This window comes from Pseudomonas sp. GW823-FHT02C02, assembly GCF_058797635.1.
On record NZ_JBXAJV010000014.1, the window covers coordinates 84,221 to 100,867 of the forward strand.

Sequence of the window (16,647 nt, forward strand, 5' to 3'; positions counted from 1 at the left end):
CAACAGTTTAATTCATAACACGTACACATACCATTACACCGCTGGTATCATGATCCCATCACCGCGCTAGGCTCGACCCACGTGAACCGAAGACAGCTACTTCTCTACTCCCTCGGCCTTTTATCCACCGGCATACAACCCGCCTCCGCGAGCACCAGCACGTTCTGGGATCAGCCAAGGCGCCTATGGTTGAAGCGCGAAGTGCGCCGAGGGGTGTGGGAAGAGGTAAACGAGATCTACCACCAAAACGGCCACCTACAGTGGTCCGGTTACGAGCGTGTATGCCGCATTCTGCGTGACGTTCATACCGGTACCGCGGTGCAGATGAGTCATACGCTGTTGGACATCCTCTGCGGGATCCAGGGCTGGTTCGCAATGCACGGGATTCACCTCCCGATCATCGTTACATCCGGTTATCGCAGCGAAAAAACCAACGAGGATGCCGGTGGCGTTCGCGACTCCGCTCACCTGCGTGGCGGGGCTTGTGATCTGTATGTTCAGGGCGTACCGGTGGAGTATCTGAAGCAACTGGCACTGTATCTTCAGGGTGGCGGCGTCGGCGTCTATCCGGATGCAGGCTTCATCCATGTCGACGACGGAAAACTGCGGACCTGGCGGGGAACAGCGAAGAAGGGTAGGGGTTAAAAACGCGGGCCAGACCCCCTCGAGGAGGCCTGGCAATCACAACGTCAAAACATATTCGACCATGACACCTGGTTGGTCGAAGGTCGATTAGGAATTATCGCCATGTCGACCGCTCGCAGGGCAGGGTTACGGCCGGTGAGGTACCAACAGTCATTTTGCTGAGACAGCATGTAGCGATCAGCAAGACGCTCCAGTGCAACGCGGTATTTTTCCGTGCTCTGTCCCTTCGAGGCTTGTACCATCAAATCCTTCGATCGAATTCCCGGCTGATTCCACGCCGCCCGGGCCAGATCGTAGCCTTCATCACCGCTCATGATGTAGATCTCATCAGCAACCGCTTCTGGAACCGGATCAATCAAGAACGGGAACTCCACAGGGAAGACGTACCAGCGGCGCCAGAACTCATAGTGAATACGCAACCTGATAACGTCTTTTCGCGCCCCCAGGACTTCGCAGCATCGGTCGAATGACCACTCACCCAGGGTTGGGCCAAAGACCCATTGAGCCGCCTTCGCGTAGTCGTCAGGCTTCATTTTTTTGGCAAAGAGCGCCTCTACGTTTGCTTTGACGATACGGAACGCCAGCCGCGGAACACCAGCTTCGAAGTCCTCTTCGTCCAGGCGACGCAGGGTCTCTTCTTTTACTGTTCGTCTTTGCGATCCAAGGTTCGGTAGATTATTGAGTGCGGTGAGAGCAAGTTCTTGAGCAAAAGGACGTGGCTCGACCACAGCTTCGTCACCACCCAGAAAATCCACTTGAGCATCGTTGAGGCTGTCGCCAAAATCGAAGGCGTCAAGACCTTCGAAAATATTGGCGCTATCAAAGCTCTCAAGCCAGTTACGAACATCCCCAGGATCAGAAATATCGCTACCATCGCCAGTATGAACTTCAGGTCCGTACTCATAGTCCGCTTCCTCAACCCCGTTGTGCTGCATAGTTAGATCATTCATTCGAGAGCCCTCAAACTGGCACAGTCTGGGTAAATTGGTCCGCCCCAGTCAGGGGGTCGTGGAAGAAGCGCTGAGGGCGGGGCAGCTCGGCCGCTGACCACTTGGTCTCCGATTGTGCTGCACGTGCATCGCCCCATTGCACATGGCTGCCATCTGTCACAGCGACGTATTGCGTGGCACTGAACGCCAACATCCGCTCGGCCATTGCCCCCGTTCCGGCGCCGCCGTCCTGATTCAAAAACTTCAGGTACAACTGTGCAGTGGCCTCGGTGTTAGGTCTGAAAAAAACAAGGCTCCGAGCCCGGCTAAGGCAGACTTCGCGAAGGTCAATCGACTCCCGGCCAAGGTCGTCCAACGAGGGCGACGAGATCCAAACCCTCAGAAACCGTTCGCTTTCAGCCGCCAACAAGCGCTCAACGCATGGGTCGTTACAGCCACCCGCATCGGTGAACACCGCAAGAGCGGGCACTTTTGGAGCCGGCTCACGATCAGCAAGCCGGCCAACTGCGTCAGCCAAGTTCGCGATCACGATTCGACGGAGATTTGAGGCCGCGGCCCCCCGGCCGATGTAGGGAGCGGCAAGGTAGATGACCTTTCCGGATGCGATCGCCTCATGAAGAACCAGATCAGGCTTGTAGCTATTGAATATTTCCCCCATCCGGCCGGTGCCGAGCATGCACATGCTCCCGGCAAGCCCTGAGTACTGCGCTTTCAGCAGGGATGGGCAAATATTGCCCTCAGCATCACGGAAGCTCAGTAGCGCTGCTTCCAGCGCTCGCAACTCCTCGGAACCGGGGTGCGCCTCGCCAATGAAGCCTCCTAGGGCGGCTATGGCGTCGGGCTTCATGACGAACATCCCGAGATCAAGGAACGAGTAGGGGATATTGCCGAGCTGAAGACACGCAATAATCGCCTCCAGCAGCCAGGCCGTGCCGGCGTCGTTCGTGTCGGCTAAGTCGTCCTGGTTAGCGATGAAGTTCATCACCTGGCTGGCGATATTCGCGGGAGAGCTGTAAAGCACAGGGTTGTAGGTGTGGCTGGTTGCAGGTTTGGCAGGGTTGACCACCAACAGATCGGCCTCGCGACCGACCTCATTGCATGCGTTGAGCAAAGTCGCGAGCATTGGCTCTTCAATCGAGGAGCCCAAAACAATCACCGCGCCACCTGCTGAGATCTGTTTGCCCAGCATACCGGCGATCAGCTGTTCCTGACCGGTGCTTCGCTCATCAAGGACGAGCACATGCCCGCCGGTGGCCACGTCTGCCATCGGGTTTTCGTTATTCATCTGCTAGCTCCTTTACGGCTTTGCGACCGCCAGTAGGCTTTCCGCTACCACCGAGGTATTTGTCGCTGTTTTTGAAGTAGTCCGCGCCTTCAACAGGCGCTTTCCGGAAATGGTTGATGCGGATACGGCCAATCTCTTTTTGTAGCTTTTTATCGATGGTGATCATCGGTACCCGGACGTTGAAGATCTGGTCGCCGCCGTACTGGATGATGCATTCGCCTTTGCCGAGAGCCTTCAGGTCGTCGGGGCTGACCTTGTATTCTTCCTGCTCGCGCTCGCCTTCGGAGATGCCGGCGGCGGCGCCTGTGCCGCCCTCCGGTGTCACATTCAGAAGTGGAGTGCTGCTGCTCTCGTTCTGCGTGCCACTGAGCGATTTGGTAATCCCAATTTTCATACCGATCAGGTCGGCGCACTCTACGGCGGTGGCCTGGGTCCCGATCTTGAAAAAAATCTTGGTCCACGTGTTACCGATGATCATCTCCTTGAAGTCAGGTGACACAACATCAAGGTTGGCCAGCGTCTGGGCAGCGGGAAGCAAGGCCATTTGCGCGGATCGACCTTGCTCAAAAGGCCGTGCCAACGAATGAACGGCGTAACTGCCGAGCTCATCCATGAAGTTCAAGTGCGGGGGATTCGGACGCTCCTCTTCCGGCAATGCCTGCACCCAGGAAATCGCTGTTCGGAAGTCCCCGAGAAACATCTTGCCGAAGTTGGACGCTGCTTCGTTCTTACCCATGGTGGGTAGAGCGACGTAGATGATCTTCTTCGCTCGGATGGCTTCGAATAGGTCGATGTCGGGGGTATAGGTGTTCAATACCTCACCGAATTTGCCGGTGCCGAACATGTACATCCGGCCGGCAAGACCACCGAATGTTTCCTTCATCCGTTTAATGTCGACCATGTTTTCGAGGCCCGGCTTGTTCATGCCGCCAACCTTGTATTGTTCGAGGAACAGTGAAAGATTTTTGGTGGCCGGGTTGTGAGGCTGAGATTTCTTCAGGCGGGTCTCGAGCTCCTCGATCGCTTTGTGGTTCATCAGCAGGATCGTGAAATCGATAAAGTTGTAGGCAAGACCCGCAGCTTGAAATGCAGCAACTAACGTCGCGATGCCTTGGTTCGCCGACTGCTTATAGTGGTCTGCACCCGGGTTGTTTTCCGTCGATGGGATGATCGACAAAATCCGTGCAGCGACTTCATCGGGATCGCCCCTGAGAATGGGGTTGTATGAGTTGCTCATATCGGGGTTACCCGGATTGAGAATGAGCAGGTCTTGTTCACGCCCAGCCCAGCAGCAGTACTGATAGATGGTCTGAATGTCTTCGGCATTCATTTTGCCGTCGATAAACGTCAGGCCCCCGCCACGCTGGATCTGCTGGAACATCAACAATTTGCCCAGCACGGTCTTCCCCACACCGGACTGGCCCAGGATAAAACCGTGACGCATCAGGTCTTCATCTGGGATGTGTACCGGACTGCCCGTGTCGGTCGTGTAACCCACCAGCATTCCATCCGGTCGCACCAGATCAGTCGCTGACCTGATGTTGATTTTGGAATCGAGTAGTAGCTGGTCCTTCCAAAACTGGAACAACCTGTTGCCGATGTAGGCACCGCCTGCCGCCCCCAACGCGAGCGGCATGCTGGAGGGGACCGATCCAAAATACGGAGAGGTCAATATCCCACCTGCACCCATTGCACTCAGGGCCAGGGTGTCTAATGACCCTCCGATTTTCGATCGTAAAATCTTTTCCATGCTCATCGAGGACAACCTTTAGCTGCGCATAAAAAAACCCGACCACCAAAAGGTGACCGGGTTGTGGGGGTTATAAAAAAATGCTCTTAGATGCTGCGTTCTCACCGGCCCCAGCCTGAGCTGGTTCCTGCGATGCGTCAGCAATCCGCAGCAATGGCGATTGCAACAGCGTTTGGATCTCCATCTTGGTAAGTGCGGGATCCTGTTGGATCTGTGCACGCACACCCGGAATGTCCTTTACCTGTTGGTTGTTATCTTGAAGCTCTTTAAAACGGGCCTTGTAACTCAGATAACGCTGGGAATAATCCGATCCAGTTGGAGACGGGCCTGATTCGTTCTGCTGCGGCTGAGGGGCACTAGACGTAGGGTTTTCCGTCGATGTCATACCGGTAGCCGGGTTGCCCGCGGCTTCCATTTTTGCCTTTAGGCCAGCGACGTATTTATGGTCGTCGAATTTGCCCATGTAGACATCGGCACTGAACCCCAACAACGAAAGGCATTTTGACGTAGCGTCAGTAATGCTTTTCTTTGCGTGGTCTTCGTCACTCGAGATGGTCCCGTAGGCATCCCGGGAGAGGAAGGTAGTTGCGCCGAACTGCTTGATCGAACCGCGTTTGCCTCCGTAGATGTACCAGAGCTCAAGGTAGACCTTGTGAATGATTTCGCGACCGAGCATGCGGCCGTCTTTATCAAAGCCCAACGGGCCACCCTCAACGTAACTTTCACTGATGAGTTCAGTTCCCCATCCAAGCCCATGTGGCCCAAAAATCTGGGTAGCCCTCATGGCTTGATAGGTCGGTGATACGGCGGTGCCCTGAAAGCCACCTTTGTTGAAAGACTTTGTTAAGTCCGGATGCGTTTCTTGTACCTGGTTCCACACTTCCAGACCGATCGTAGCCGCGGGAGCACCAGGCTCCGATGGCTTGCATTCGTTGCTTGCCGGACCCGCGGTGGATACTGCTTCTGATGTGGATTGCATTTTTAAACTCCTACGACGCTGCAAAGAGTGAATACCTAATGCAGGGGTATGACGCACAGCAGCTAATAAGGTAGGGGCAGGCTCTAGGGAGCTCGCCAAGCAAGATTTGCAATACTTAACACGTCACTATATTTTAGGTATCAAGAGTACCTATTGCAACAAAAAGGCGACTGGCTGTATTATCGCTACGTGTTACGTCGCAATAACAACCAACGAGTATCCCTATGACCACCAAAATCCGAGCCTTTATGGTTGCTTCGCTCGCCCTTGCTGCCAGCACTGCCGGCGCCGTTGACGTGCGCGAAGTAGTGATTCCGGATTCAGTGGGCGTAGCGGTAGAACCTGCACATCAGGCACATGTCCTTGGTGAAGCTATCCGTGATAGCCAGGTCAAGCGCACGCCCACCATCTGGATCGTTACCGAGCCATCGCGTACTCGCGCTCTGATGCCAGAAGAAGAAGCTCGACTGGATGCAATCGACGCGGAGGCAGCCGAAGAAGCGCGACACGTGAGGACCACGCTCTTGTTTGGCTTCAACAAGAGCAGCCCAGGTGAATGGGCAGCTCTCGAGAGCGCGATCGGTGATGCCCTGCGTACAGGCAGTATCGTGAAGCTGGTCGGACATGCGGATGATGTCGGCAGCGATGCCTACAACCAGCGGCTGTCGGAAAATCGAGCAATCTCCGTCGCCCGCTATTTGATCAAGCGCGGCGTTAGCAAAAAGAACATCAAAGTCGCCGGCCGGGGTAAACGGGACCCGGTTTCCATCGTTGACAGTTCGATGAACCGTCGCGTGGAAGTGGATGTTGTTAAAGCTGCGGGGAAAACACTTTGAAAGAGATCGACATCCCGCGCTACGTCGATAGTCAGACGCAACTACTTTTCTGGGAAATCGACGAAGCTGTAATTTTCATTGGCTGCTTAGGTGCAGGTATCGCAATCGGTGGCTGGGCAACAATCGCTTCTCTGATGTGCGGGTGGTACGCAGTCAAGCGCTTCAAGCGGTTCAAAAATGGCGCACTCGACGGCATTTTGCAGCACCTGTGCTACTGGGCCGGGGTCATGCCGCTTAATAAGCACTACCAGGACTCCTCTAAACGAGACTTCTTTCTCTAAGAAGATTTGTTTGATGAATATGCGTACGTGTTATGAATCCGTCTAGGACCCAAGGGTTTAAAAATGAAGCTTAAAAGCCTTATCGGCACGATGGAAGGGCTGTCGTCATTCGCCAAATTGAATGCCTCTGCAAACACTTTTTTAGCCGTGGCGGTGTGCGTTCTGGCAATCAATCAGCTGGGTCAGCATGAAACCACGCGCCTGATCCCGCCTACCCTGGACAAAGAAGTAAAAATCGGCTGGAGCAATGCGGACGAGGAGTATCTGAAGTCCTTCGGCCTGTATGCCTCAGTTTTGATGGGTAACGTCACGCCTAAAAACGTGAACTTCGTTGCCGATTCGGTCAGCGCCTTCGTCGATCCTCAAATCTACCCGGAAGTGCGCAAGAAAATGTTCGTTCTTGCCAACGACCCGGTGTTCAACACCAACGCTGGTTCGGTCACCTGGTCAGCGTCGAAGACCAGCTACGAAAAAGAGACTTCGAAGGTTTTCATCGTCGGAACGATGGAGTCCCGCAGCGCAACCGGTCAAGTCAAACCGGAAGTCGCCGTAGTTGAGTACGTCATGAAAATTAGAGACGGCCGCCCGGTTATTGAGGCGTTCGATACCTACCCCGGCTCCAACCCTAAAACCCTCAAGTGGATCCAAGCACACCCACCCAAGCCCGCAGAACCAATCAAGGAGACGATTCAGTGAAACGCTCAGCCATTGCTCTCATTGCGCTGGTCTCCCTTCAAGCGACGGTTGCTGTTGCTGATGGGATGTCCAACCTCAAACTGCCGCCGGTACCGACGGCCGAGAAACGAAGCAAACCTGTCGAAGCCCAACCTTTGCCGGGCCTTGGCCTTATGCCTGGCAGCAAGGAAGAACTCCGTACAAACGTAGTTCGCGTCGGCTCCGATCGAAATGAAATTGTCTATGTTTCGAGCGTCCTGCCGAACCGTATTTCTACGCCATTCGCAGAACCCCGTTCGGTCGACCAGCAGAAAGATGACGTCGACATCTCGCCGGTTGGTCAATCGCTGTATGTAACCATGAAGCCAACCGGTAAGTCGGTTGCGCTCTACATCACAGGCTCGAATCCGAATGACCCGGTGATTTCGCTGACGCTCGTCCCGAAAGAAATGCCGCCGCAAACGATCGTTCTGCAATTGGACAAGGCCCAGGCTGACACTGGCGGCAAGTCCGAGGCAGACCATGCTCCGGACAGCAACGTTTACACCGACAACATCCGATACATCTTGCGTGAAGCTGCACTCGGCAAAACGCCTGAAGGTTTCAGTGAAGGCCTGCTGCCATCCGCCGCAGCAAATATCGGCAACGTGATTGCGTACCCGAAAGTCCGTTATTCCGGCCCGACGTACGATATCTATCGTTATACGATCCTGGGCACTACCCCAAATGACGTTGATCTGGATGAAGGAACTTTTTATAGCGAGGGAGTACGAGCAGTTTCGTTCTTCCCAACTGCCACTTTAAGAAACGGGAAAACCACCGAAGTTTTCATCGTCTCTGATAAATCGGCAACTGGGGATTAACAATGGCACTTAAAGACAATCTCAATACTTGGTGGCAGGACCTGAACCCGCGTTGGCGTCAAGTAATAGCCATCGGCGGCCTGTTAATAGCGTTAATGTTGGTCGGCTCAGTTCTGGTAGGCGGAAGCAAGCCCTCCGTTCGCAAGAAACTCGAACCACTCAATGAAACGAATTTGATGTTGCCTAAAGGGAACAACAACACGCCAGAACAGCTGTACGCTAAAATTGAAGCACAAGAAAAAGAGACAAAAGCTCTGGCTGCTCAATTACAACAGGAAAAGGACGCCCGTAACGCTGATAAGCTTCGCGAACTGGAAGAGCAACAACGGAATAAAAATGATTCCGTTACCCAAGATGCTTTGGTTGAACTGAAGCGGGTGACTCAACGGCTTGACGATCTCGAAAAACGTGGGCCACCAAGCGGTTCCGCTCCAGCGCTGAATTCCCCGCTTCCAGGTTATGAAGCTTCGGCAGGCACCGGCGTCCCCGCTCCAGAAGTGAAACCGGAAGGCCCGAAGTTACGCGTTACAGGTGATAACCTCCAGAACAAACGAGAAGCACCAAAGCGTGACGAAAAGCCTGTGCCTGCTTTGTCTGCTGGCTCCTTTTTTGAAGCTATTTTGCTGAACGGTATGGACGCTCCAACCAGCGCCACCACACAGAAAAATCCAGTTCCAACAACATTGCGTATCAAAACTGAGGCAATGCTACCCAACAAGTACCGGGTTGATATCAAAGAATGTTTCGTACTTGCTTCGGGTTATGGCTCTCTTTCTAGCGAGCGGGCGATTCTGCGAACCGAGTCTATTTCGTGCGTTCGTAAAGACGGCAAAATCATTGAGTCGAAAGTCGAAGGTTATATCGTCGGTGAAGATGGCCGTGCTGGTATGCGAGGCCGCCTCGTTTCCAAACAGGGGCAAATGATCGCCAAAACCTTAGTTGCTGGTGGATTGTCCGGTTTTGCTCAAGCTATGACGCCTCAAAACGTTCCACAACTTAACCTTAATCCCGGCGGAACAGTTTCAACTCAAACAGCCGATACTTCCAGCATTCTGCAAACCGGTGTAGCAAAAGGCTTCACAACATCTGCAAACGAAGTTGCCAAGTTCTACATGGAAATGGCCCGTGAAATGACTCCTGTCGTAGAAGTCGATGCTGGTCGCAAGGTAACCATTATGTTGGTTAAAGGATTCGAGCTGAAATGAATAAGGGGAATTATATGAAACGTATTGCAATTATCGGGGCATTGTTACCTATCGCATTGCTCAGTGGATGTTCATCGTGGTTGAACACCGCCGGCGACGATGAATTTTCATGCCCGGGCATGCCCCAAGGAATCATCTGCAAATCGCCGATGGCAGTTTATAAATCCACCAATCAAATGCCGGCCCTGACCGACAGTGACATGCCGATTGGTCAGAAAGTACCAAACGTCAAATACGGTAACGATGTGGGAAAGACTGCGAGCTCTGAGCATAGCCTGAAAGCTTCAAACGGTATGCCAGGGCCAAAAGTTGCCGATCTTGCTCGCCCTGTACGCGTGCCTGCACAGGTCATGCGCATTTGGATCGCTCCGTGGATCGATAGCAAAGACGATCTCCACTTTCCGTCGTACCTGTTTACCGAGGTACAACCGCGCACCTGGACATTCGGCAAAGCCGAATTCGCAGGCCAGGGGATGGTTGTGCCTCACCGCGAGCTCGCCGCCGTACCGGCTGTCAACGCCACAGTCCCGGCACGTCAACCCGAGGAAAAACAACCCCAGGATTATGGTCCGGAAACAACGGCCGCAATCCCTGCAACCACCGACATCAACCTGAACTGAACACAACTGGGAGCTTCACTATGAACGTACAAACCACCACTCAAGTCGAAAGCAAACTGGCAGCACCTTTCGCCAAAATCGACAAAAAATCCTTGCTGGTAGTGGCCGTAATCGGCCTGGCCGCCGCTGTAGACGTCACCGCTGGTTCCGACTCGACCTTCACCACGATCGTGACCAATCTGGACGACTGGATGACCGGCTCTCTGGGTAAAGTTTTTGCTCTGGGCGCACTGGGTACCGGTCTGGCGATCGGCGTCGTGAAGCAGTCAGTAATGTCGGTAGTAACCGGCGTTGCCGTTGCCCTGTCCGCAAGTGTGGGCCCGGGTGTTCTGACCAACATCTTCACCGCCACTCTGTAAGTCCATCAAAGGCGCACTGGCCTCCAGTGCGCCTTTTTAACTGGCTCTGCCTGCGGGTTGCCCTCCAGGCCTTCCAAAGCCTACTCAACCACACTCCAAGGCGAACAGTGCTATGGCAGCCTCCAAAGCAACGATTAAAGGTAATCGGACTACCGTCCCTCACGCGAAACTCACAGTTCGGGCGGTCGACACCGACACCAAAGTATTTTTCTGCTCTGATGGAACTGAACACTATCTCGGGGCGTGTTTTGTCTCCGACGCTTTGACCGGTGCAAGTGCGTCGACCGTGGACAAACTGCAATCCGCGTTGAGTATGAGTTTTCCGCCAGGCACATTCATCCAGATCGGCATGCTGGCAAGCCCGGATGTCGGCGAGTACATCGACGCCTACGTCAACAACAAGCCTAACTCCACACCGATCCTGAGAGCCCTGACTAAGCAACACGCGAACTTGATCAGCAGTGGGGTCGATACCCCGTTGGTCCAACGCAGTGGTGTCATGCTCAATCGTCAACGCGTAATTGTCACCGTCAAATTCCCATGCCGTAACGAGCGGCCTGAAGACGTTGATATCGCCAACACGAAAGAAACCGCCGACCGAATCACAGAAGCACTCAAGGCTGCATCGCTGAATTTGTTTCAGTTGGATGCCGTCGCCTACTTGGTGATCATGCGCATCATCACCAAGCTATGGGATGCACCGCGGTCCCACTACGACGAAGCCAAGTTGCTCAAGGACCAAATCTACTACCCGGGTGACTCGATCAACTATGACGACCCTTCCACCATAAAATTCAACGAAGGCGAGCATTACGCTAAAGCGTTGAGCGTGAAATTTTTCCCCCAGCGTACGAGCCTGGCGATCATGAACCATATGATCGGCGACCCTGGTGGCCTCTCCAACCAGATCACCGATCCGTATTACATGGTTCTGACCCTTCACTATCCAGACCAAGTGGTAAAGGTCGACGAAGTCAAAAACACGTCTTCGATCATCAACCACCAGGTATTCGGTCCGACCGCGCACCTCATTCCAGTCCTGGGCTACAAGAAGAAGGGCGTGGATACGCTTGTCCATGAGATCGAAGGCAAAGGAGCCATCGTCGTAGAGGTAAACTTCACCATTTTCTTGTTCTCGCGCAGTCTCGAGCGCCTGAACAAACTGTCATCAGGGCTTCAGGCCTACTACACATCCCTCGCATTTGAGCTCCGGGAAGACCGACGGATCCTCGAGGCCCTGTGGAACAACCTGCTGCCGCTGAACACCACGCGTGAAGGCACGAAGAACCTATTCCGCTTCCACACAATGGGTGTTCGTCATGCTGTGCAGTTTCTGCCAATCCTTGGTGAATGGACCGGTAGCGGAATGAGTGGCGCCATGCTCCTACTCACTCGTCGTGGCCAGCCAGCCCTGATTGACCTGTACGATTCCACAACGAACTTCAGCGGAATCGTCTTTGCTGAGGCCGGTGCCGGCAAGTCCTTCCTTACCCAAAAAATTGTGGCCGACTACCTCGCGTCAGGTGCGAAGGTTTGGGTAATCGACGCGGGCCGCAGTTACCTCAAACTGTGCAAGAGTGTCGGGGGCGAGTTCATCGAGTTTCGTCCTGAATCGGATGTTTGTCTCAACCCATTTACTCACATCGAAGATCTCGAAGAGGAAATGGACATCCTGAAGGCAACCATCGCCAAGATGGCAGCGCCTGAAGACATCCTGGACGATTACCAACTGTCCCGCATCGAGCAGGCGATCCACAGCGTTTACACCAAGTTTGGTAACAGCGCCAATATTCGGGCTGTCGCCGAATGGTTCATCTCGCAGTCCGACGACCCCGAATGCCTGCGCCTTGGCCGCCAGCTGTTCCCGTTCGCTGGCGGTCAGTTCACACGGTGGTTTGAAGGTGAAAACAACCTCGACATGAGCAACGCATTCATCTGCATGGAGCTGAGCGACCTGAAGGGTCGGCCAGCGCTTCAGCAGGTGGTCTTGCTGCAACTGATCTCCCGGATCAACCACGATATGTACAAGTCGCAGATGGGGGAGCGGGGCCGCAAGAAAATCCTGATCGTCGACGAGGCGTGGGAGCTGCTCGATGACCCCATGATGGCGAAAGCTATGATCGCGGCATACCGGAAAGCCCGAAAAGAAGATGGCGCGGTGCTCGTTGTTACTCAATCGATCGGTGACGTTTACGCATCGAAAAACTGCGAAGCCATTGCGGCGAACTCGGCATGGCAGTTCATCCTCCAGCAGAAATCGGAATCCATCGATTCGGCAATCGACAGCAAGCAATTCAAGATCGAAGCGTATGGCCAGCACATGCTGAAGTCCGTCCACACGATGCCCGGTAAGTACAGTGAGATCATGGTGAAACGCAGTGATACCGACTGGGGGATTGTCCGACTCGTGGTGGACCAATTCCACAACGTGATGTTCTCCACCAAAGGGCCTGCTCGAAACGAAATTCTCGACCAGCTTGACCAAGGCGTTGATGCCGTTGATGCCGTGAACAACTTCATTGAGCGTGAGGCGGCGTACGCGTAAACGTTGCTGCCATTCCCCCTTCACACGCTCGATTTGGCCCGGGAATAACCGGGCCTTTTTTTGCCCGCAAATTCGTCTCAGATTCTCACAGGATTATTGTCACGTGTTATGCTTTAATATCTTGCAGCAATACATCCAAATTACATAGCAGCGACCAGAGGCCGCCCAAATGACAGATGCAAAACACCCAACCCCAGACAATTCGAGTGAGCACGTCAACGTGGAGCCTGAGGATATTCGCAGCAAGCCTGAGCCCGCGAAGAATGCAAGCATAGGGCAGGGCGGTGTTTCGTTCCTGACCGCAGCCGTCATCGCCATGGCCTTTTCCGCTTTCAGCAGCTTTCTGTCCTACCACTACGCCACTGTGAACCAGCCGGCTTCCGCGCAAATTGTTCTGGTGGATGGCTCCAAGCTCGCCAACGCCCAGATGAAGCAAACGCTGGACAAGCCAGGCATGACTCCCGAGCAAGCACAAGCTGATGGCCTCGCGTTCGTAAATGAGCTGCAAGACGCCCTGAAGCCATACAGCGAAGCTGGAGTACTGGTCGTCAATTCGTCGGTGGTGATGAATATTCCTGATGGTCTCAACATCACGAAACAGGTAGCTCAACGACTGGGCCTGACCCTGGAGTGATCATGAAAGGAAAAACTTTCAGAGCACGTCTGACGGCGCCCTTTGTGCTGCTGCGCAATGACAAGCCACGCCTACTGTTTCTGCGCAATTCACTGATCGGCATCACCGTCACATTCATCGTCGCTATCGCGAGTGTCACTGCCTTTCGCCAGGATTACCGCATCGGCGTAGATCTCGCTTCCGTTCGGTGCCTGCCGTGGCGGCTGTACTTCATCACTTACGGCCTACCGCAAGACCTGAAGATTGGTGATTACGTCGCGTTTGTGCCAGTAGGCGGGCTGATGGGGACCCATTTTGAGGGCAAAACAGTCGGCAAAATGATCGCAGGTCTCCCGGGTGACAAGCTCGTAGTCAAAGGCAACATCGCGTACATCGGTGGGCGCCTGATCGGTGAGCTGGACCTGACAGATAAACTCGGAAAGAAACCGGGCGACTTTGATCGGGTTGAGGTTGTGCCACCCGGAAAGGTATTGGTGGTCGGCACTGAACCACGCAGCTATGACGGGCGGTATTGGGGCTTCCTGGATCAAAAGCTAATTATCGGCAGGGTAGGGCCAATAATCTGATGATTAAGCTCTATGAACCGTGTATGCGTACGCGTATAGGATTAAAACAATGAAGCTAGTATTAGCCATGCTGCTAGGTGCAACGGCCCTCGGGGCCGTCAACGCTCACGCCAGCGAAGAACCCACCCGCTTCATTGAAAGGAAATCTGAAGGCTGGTTCTTCTACAAAGATCCGAAAGAGCTGCCTCCTCCACCGCCGCCGATTATTCTCCCTCCCAAACCGGTAGAGACAGCAAAAAAAGCCCCGGAGAAGGACCAGCAGGAGCCGTTTTCGGTTTCATGGCTACGTGAAAACATGCCAAAACTGCTCGACGCAGCAATCGACGACCCAACGAAAGAAAACGTTGAGGCCTACATGTACGCCCAGCGCGTGGCGATGGATAAATCCCAGCGCTATGCGGAAATGACGACTCGCGTGGTCGCAGCAGATCCGTTCCTCGACGAAAACAACCGAGTTCCAATCGCGACGTACACCAAACCGTTTTTCCTGAGGAACGCTCAAGCAGGTATATCGGACGCCCTGAAGCATGTGGCAAAAGTGGGCGGCCTATGGGTCTTTTTCGATTCGAAATGTAGCTTCTGCCAGCCCCAGGTTAATACCGTGCAAGAGATTGCAAAGCAGTACGGGTTCGTTACTAAGTTCATTTCCATGGACGGTAAAACACTCCCGAACGTACCTGAGTTTGTTGCCAACAGTGGTCAAGCCAGCATTTTGAACCTTCGCATAACGCCTACAACTGTTCTGGTAGTTCCTCCCAATAATTACTTCATCGTGTCTCAAGGCATGATGGCGCAAGACCAACTTGCCGAGCGAATTATCGCCGCAGCCGACAGCAACGATCTTCTGCCAAAAGACATTGCTCTGAAGATTCACACTTATGACCGCGGTGTATTAACGAACGAAGATACGAAACAGGGTGCGAGTAACGATCCGAAAAAGTGGGTTCAGTATCTGAAAAACAAACTGGAAGGGCGTTACGAAGGAGATAGCAACCATGCACAGTAAATTTAAGCGCTTTATAGCGTTAGTTGTGACTACGGTCATGATTACCGCGTCGCTGCCTGCCTCCGCGGGCTTACAAGATGCTCTTGACGGCATGTTCCTGTCAAACAGCACTGCCCCGGGCGGCTTTGCCAGTCAAAGTCGCGGTGGCTTCGTAGCCGGTGGCGCCGCATTGCGCAGCCCGGTACGGAACATCAATCTGGTGGCGTTCGACCCACCCCGGTTATCTGCCGGCTGCGGCGGTATCGATTTATTTGGTGGTTCGTTCTCATTTATCAATGCTGACCAGTTGGTAGCTTTGTTTCGCCAGATCGCTGCTAACGCCGTCGGGGTCGCATTCAAAGCCGCGATTGATGCAATTAACCCGGCGCTCGGCAAATTAATGCAGGATTTCCAAAACAAACTGCAAGCCCTCAACCAGATGATGAAGAACACTTGCGCAGTCGCAAACTCCATCGTCAAGTCATTTACGGACCCATCAGCTCGTAAAGAAATGGCCGACACAGCTTCCACCGCGGCCCAGACCGCGAAAGGCGCATTCTCGGACTTGTTCTCGGGATTCACCGATCTGTTCAGCTCTCCCAACACTAACAACGACAAATCAACCAATGATGGCAGTTGCGAGGAGTGCGGTAACCCAGTTTGGAAGGCCCTGACGGACACAAGCGCCGGTCAATACCTGGGCAACCCTGACACGGGTGAAGCCAATGCGAATCGTGCCAACGAAGTTGTCATGAGCATGATCGGCGCCGTCATCATGACAAGCCCCGATACTGCCGCCGGAAACAACCCTGACGGCTCTCCAAAGGTGAAAGTAGGGCAAATTTTCAGTCCAACGTTGACCTTGATGAACTTCAAAAATGGCTCCGCCGGCAACAGCACACCACTCAAGGTTTTGCACTGTAACAATGGGTACGGCCGTAATCAGTGCTCTTCGATCGACCCAAATAATGCATTGAGCTTCGATGGCACGCTCGGCTACACCAACAAAATGCTTTTTGGCTATACCCAGGGCGCGACAACTGGCACTACCTCGGACTCGATTGTTGGCAAGCTCACATACTGCCAGGCAGGTTCCTGCGGTTTCACCGCGGCCCAAATTGGCTTTATTAACGCTATCCAAACCCCTGTACTGGCTCTTATCAAGCAAGTCCAGCAGTCTCCAGGTGCGATTCAGTCCATTGCCGAACAACTTGCACCGCTGATTGCCAACGAACTCGCCGTTAAATACGGTGAAGCTGCTATTTATGCTGCCAACCAGTCTTTTAACGGGGTGCGCGGCATGAAACCTGACTTCGTGGAGCCGAACATTCGTAAATTGACTGTTGAACTGGCCGAAATCCGAGCCGAGCATGAAAAGTTGCAACCCAAGATTGTGGCTGCCAAAGAGCTCGTCAAAATTATCCTTTCAAGCAACCCGGCTGTGTTTGTAAAGCCCGGTCGTATCTAAT

Annotated in this window: 17 protein-coding genes; 13 read left to right on the plus strand and 4 right to left on the minus strand. The window is 53.8% G+C overall.

Annotated elements, in window-relative coordinates; genetic code table 11:
- Positions 1–189: 189 nt before the first annotated feature.
- On the plus strand, positions 190–645 hold the full coding sequence (locus AC1ROI_RS23095; RefSeq protein WP_256580145.1) for a YcbK family protein: 456 nt from the start codon (positions 190–192) through the stop codon (positions 643–645).
- Between the two features lie 44 nt (positions 646–689).
- Here AC1ROI_RS23095 and AC1ROI_RS23100 read toward each other — a convergent pair whose 3' ends face one another.
- The 4 genes from AC1ROI_RS23100 to AC1ROI_RS23115 form a co-directional block, all read right to left on the minus strand.
- The gene (locus tag AC1ROI_RS23100) at positions 690–1,595 is read right to left on the minus strand and encodes a hypothetical protein (protein ID WP_102599489.1); all 906 of its coding nucleotides are present in this window, start codon (positions 1,593–1,595) and stop codon (positions 690–692) included.
- Positions 1,596–1,605: 10 nt separating this feature from the next.
- Positions 1,606–2,880: a type IV secretory system conjugative DNA transfer family protein gene (locus tag AC1ROI_RS23105; protein ID WP_102599488.1), complete on the minus strand. Its 1,275-nt coding sequence runs from the start codon at positions 2,878–2,880 to the stop codon at positions 1,606–1,608.
- The gene (locus AC1ROI_RS23110) at positions 2,873–4,636 is read right to left on the minus strand and encodes a type IV secretory system conjugative DNA transfer family protein (protein WP_102599487.1); all 1,764 of its coding nucleotides are present in this window, start codon (positions 4,634–4,636) and stop codon (positions 2,873–2,875) included. The genes AC1ROI_RS23105 and AC1ROI_RS23110 overlap by 8 nt, the downstream gene beginning before the upstream one ends.
- Before the next feature lie 64 nt (positions 4,637–4,700).
- On the minus strand, positions 4,701–5,609 hold the full coding sequence (locus tag AC1ROI_RS23115) for a hypothetical protein (protein WP_102599486.1): 909 nt from the start codon (positions 5,607–5,609) through the stop codon (positions 4,701–4,703).
- Between the two features lie 224 nt (positions 5,610–5,833).
- On the opposite strand from AC1ROI_RS23115, the gene AC1ROI_RS23120 reads away from it, so the two are divergent.
- From AC1ROI_RS23120 to AC1ROI_RS23175, 12 genes are all read left to right on the plus strand, one after another.
- Entirely contained in the window at positions 5,834–6,445 is a 612-nt protein-coding gene (locus AC1ROI_RS23120) for an OmpA family protein (RefSeq protein ID WP_102599485.1), read from the plus strand.
- On the plus strand, positions 6,442–6,726 hold the full coding sequence (gene traL, locus AC1ROI_RS23125; RefSeq protein WP_102599484.1) for a type IV conjugative transfer system protein TraL: 285 nt from the start codon (positions 6,442–6,444) through the stop codon (positions 6,724–6,726). Before AC1ROI_RS23120 ends, traL begins: the two co-directional genes overlap by 4 nt.
- A gap of 63 nt (positions 6,727–6,789) precedes the next feature.
- A complete protein-coding gene (locus tag AC1ROI_RS23130; RefSeq protein ID WP_102599483.1) occupies positions 6,790–7,422 on the plus strand; it encodes a TraE/TraK family type IV conjugative transfer system protein in 633 nt (210 codons plus the stop codon).
- The gene (locus tag AC1ROI_RS23135) at positions 7,419–8,264 is read left to right on the plus strand and encodes a TraK domain-containing protein (protein WP_102599482.1); all 846 of its coding nucleotides are present in this window, start codon (positions 7,419–7,421) and stop codon (positions 8,262–8,264) included. Before AC1ROI_RS23130 ends, AC1ROI_RS23135 begins: the two co-directional genes overlap by 4 nt.
- Positions 8,265–8,266: 2 nt before the next feature.
- Positions 8,267–9,469: a TraB/VirB10 family protein gene (locus AC1ROI_RS23140; RefSeq protein WP_102599481.1), complete on the plus strand. Its 1,203-nt coding sequence runs from the start codon at positions 8,267–8,269 to the stop codon at positions 9,467–9,469.
- Positions 9,470–9,483: 14 nt separating this feature from the next.
- The gene (traV, locus tag AC1ROI_RS23145) at positions 9,484–10,089 is read left to right on the plus strand and encodes a type IV conjugative transfer system lipoprotein TraV (RefSeq protein ID WP_102599578.1); all 606 of its coding nucleotides are present in this window, start codon (positions 9,484–9,486) and stop codon (positions 10,087–10,089) included.
- 20 nt (positions 10,090–10,109) lie between these two features.
- On the plus strand, positions 10,110–10,448 hold the full coding sequence (gene traA / locus AC1ROI_RS23150) for a TraA family conjugative transfer protein (protein ID WP_102599480.1): 339 nt from the start codon (positions 10,110–10,112) through the stop codon (positions 10,446–10,448).
- Positions 10,449–10,560: 112 nt separating this feature from the next.
- The gene (traC, locus tag AC1ROI_RS23155; RefSeq protein ID WP_102599479.1) at positions 10,561–12,993 is read left to right on the plus strand and encodes a type IV secretion system protein TraC; all 2,433 of its coding nucleotides are present in this window, start codon (positions 10,561–10,563) and stop codon (positions 12,991–12,993) included.
- Between the two features lie 169 nt (positions 12,994–13,162).
- On the plus strand, positions 13,163–13,627 hold the full coding sequence (locus AC1ROI_RS23160; protein WP_102616823.1) for a hypothetical protein: 465 nt from the start codon (positions 13,163–13,165) through the stop codon (positions 13,625–13,627).
- Between the two features lie 2 nt (positions 13,628–13,629).
- Positions 13,630–14,193, plus strand: coding sequence for a S26 family signal peptidase (locus tag AC1ROI_RS23165; protein WP_102599477.1), 564 nt, complete (start codon positions 13,630–13,632; stop codon positions 14,191–14,193).
- 49 nt (positions 14,194–14,242) lie between these two features.
- The gene (gene traF / locus AC1ROI_RS23170) at positions 14,243–15,199 is read left to right on the plus strand and encodes a conjugal transfer protein TraF (RefSeq protein WP_102599476.1); all 957 of its coding nucleotides are present in this window, start codon (positions 14,243–14,245) and stop codon (positions 15,197–15,199) included.
- Positions 15,189–16,646 (plus strand): conjugal transfer protein TraH, encoded by a 1,458-nt coding sequence (locus AC1ROI_RS23175; protein WP_102599475.1) that lies wholly within the window; start codon positions 15,189–15,191, stop codon positions 16,644–16,646. Before traF ends, AC1ROI_RS23175 begins: the two co-directional genes overlap by 11 nt.
- Position 16,647 lies beyond the last annotated feature (1 nt).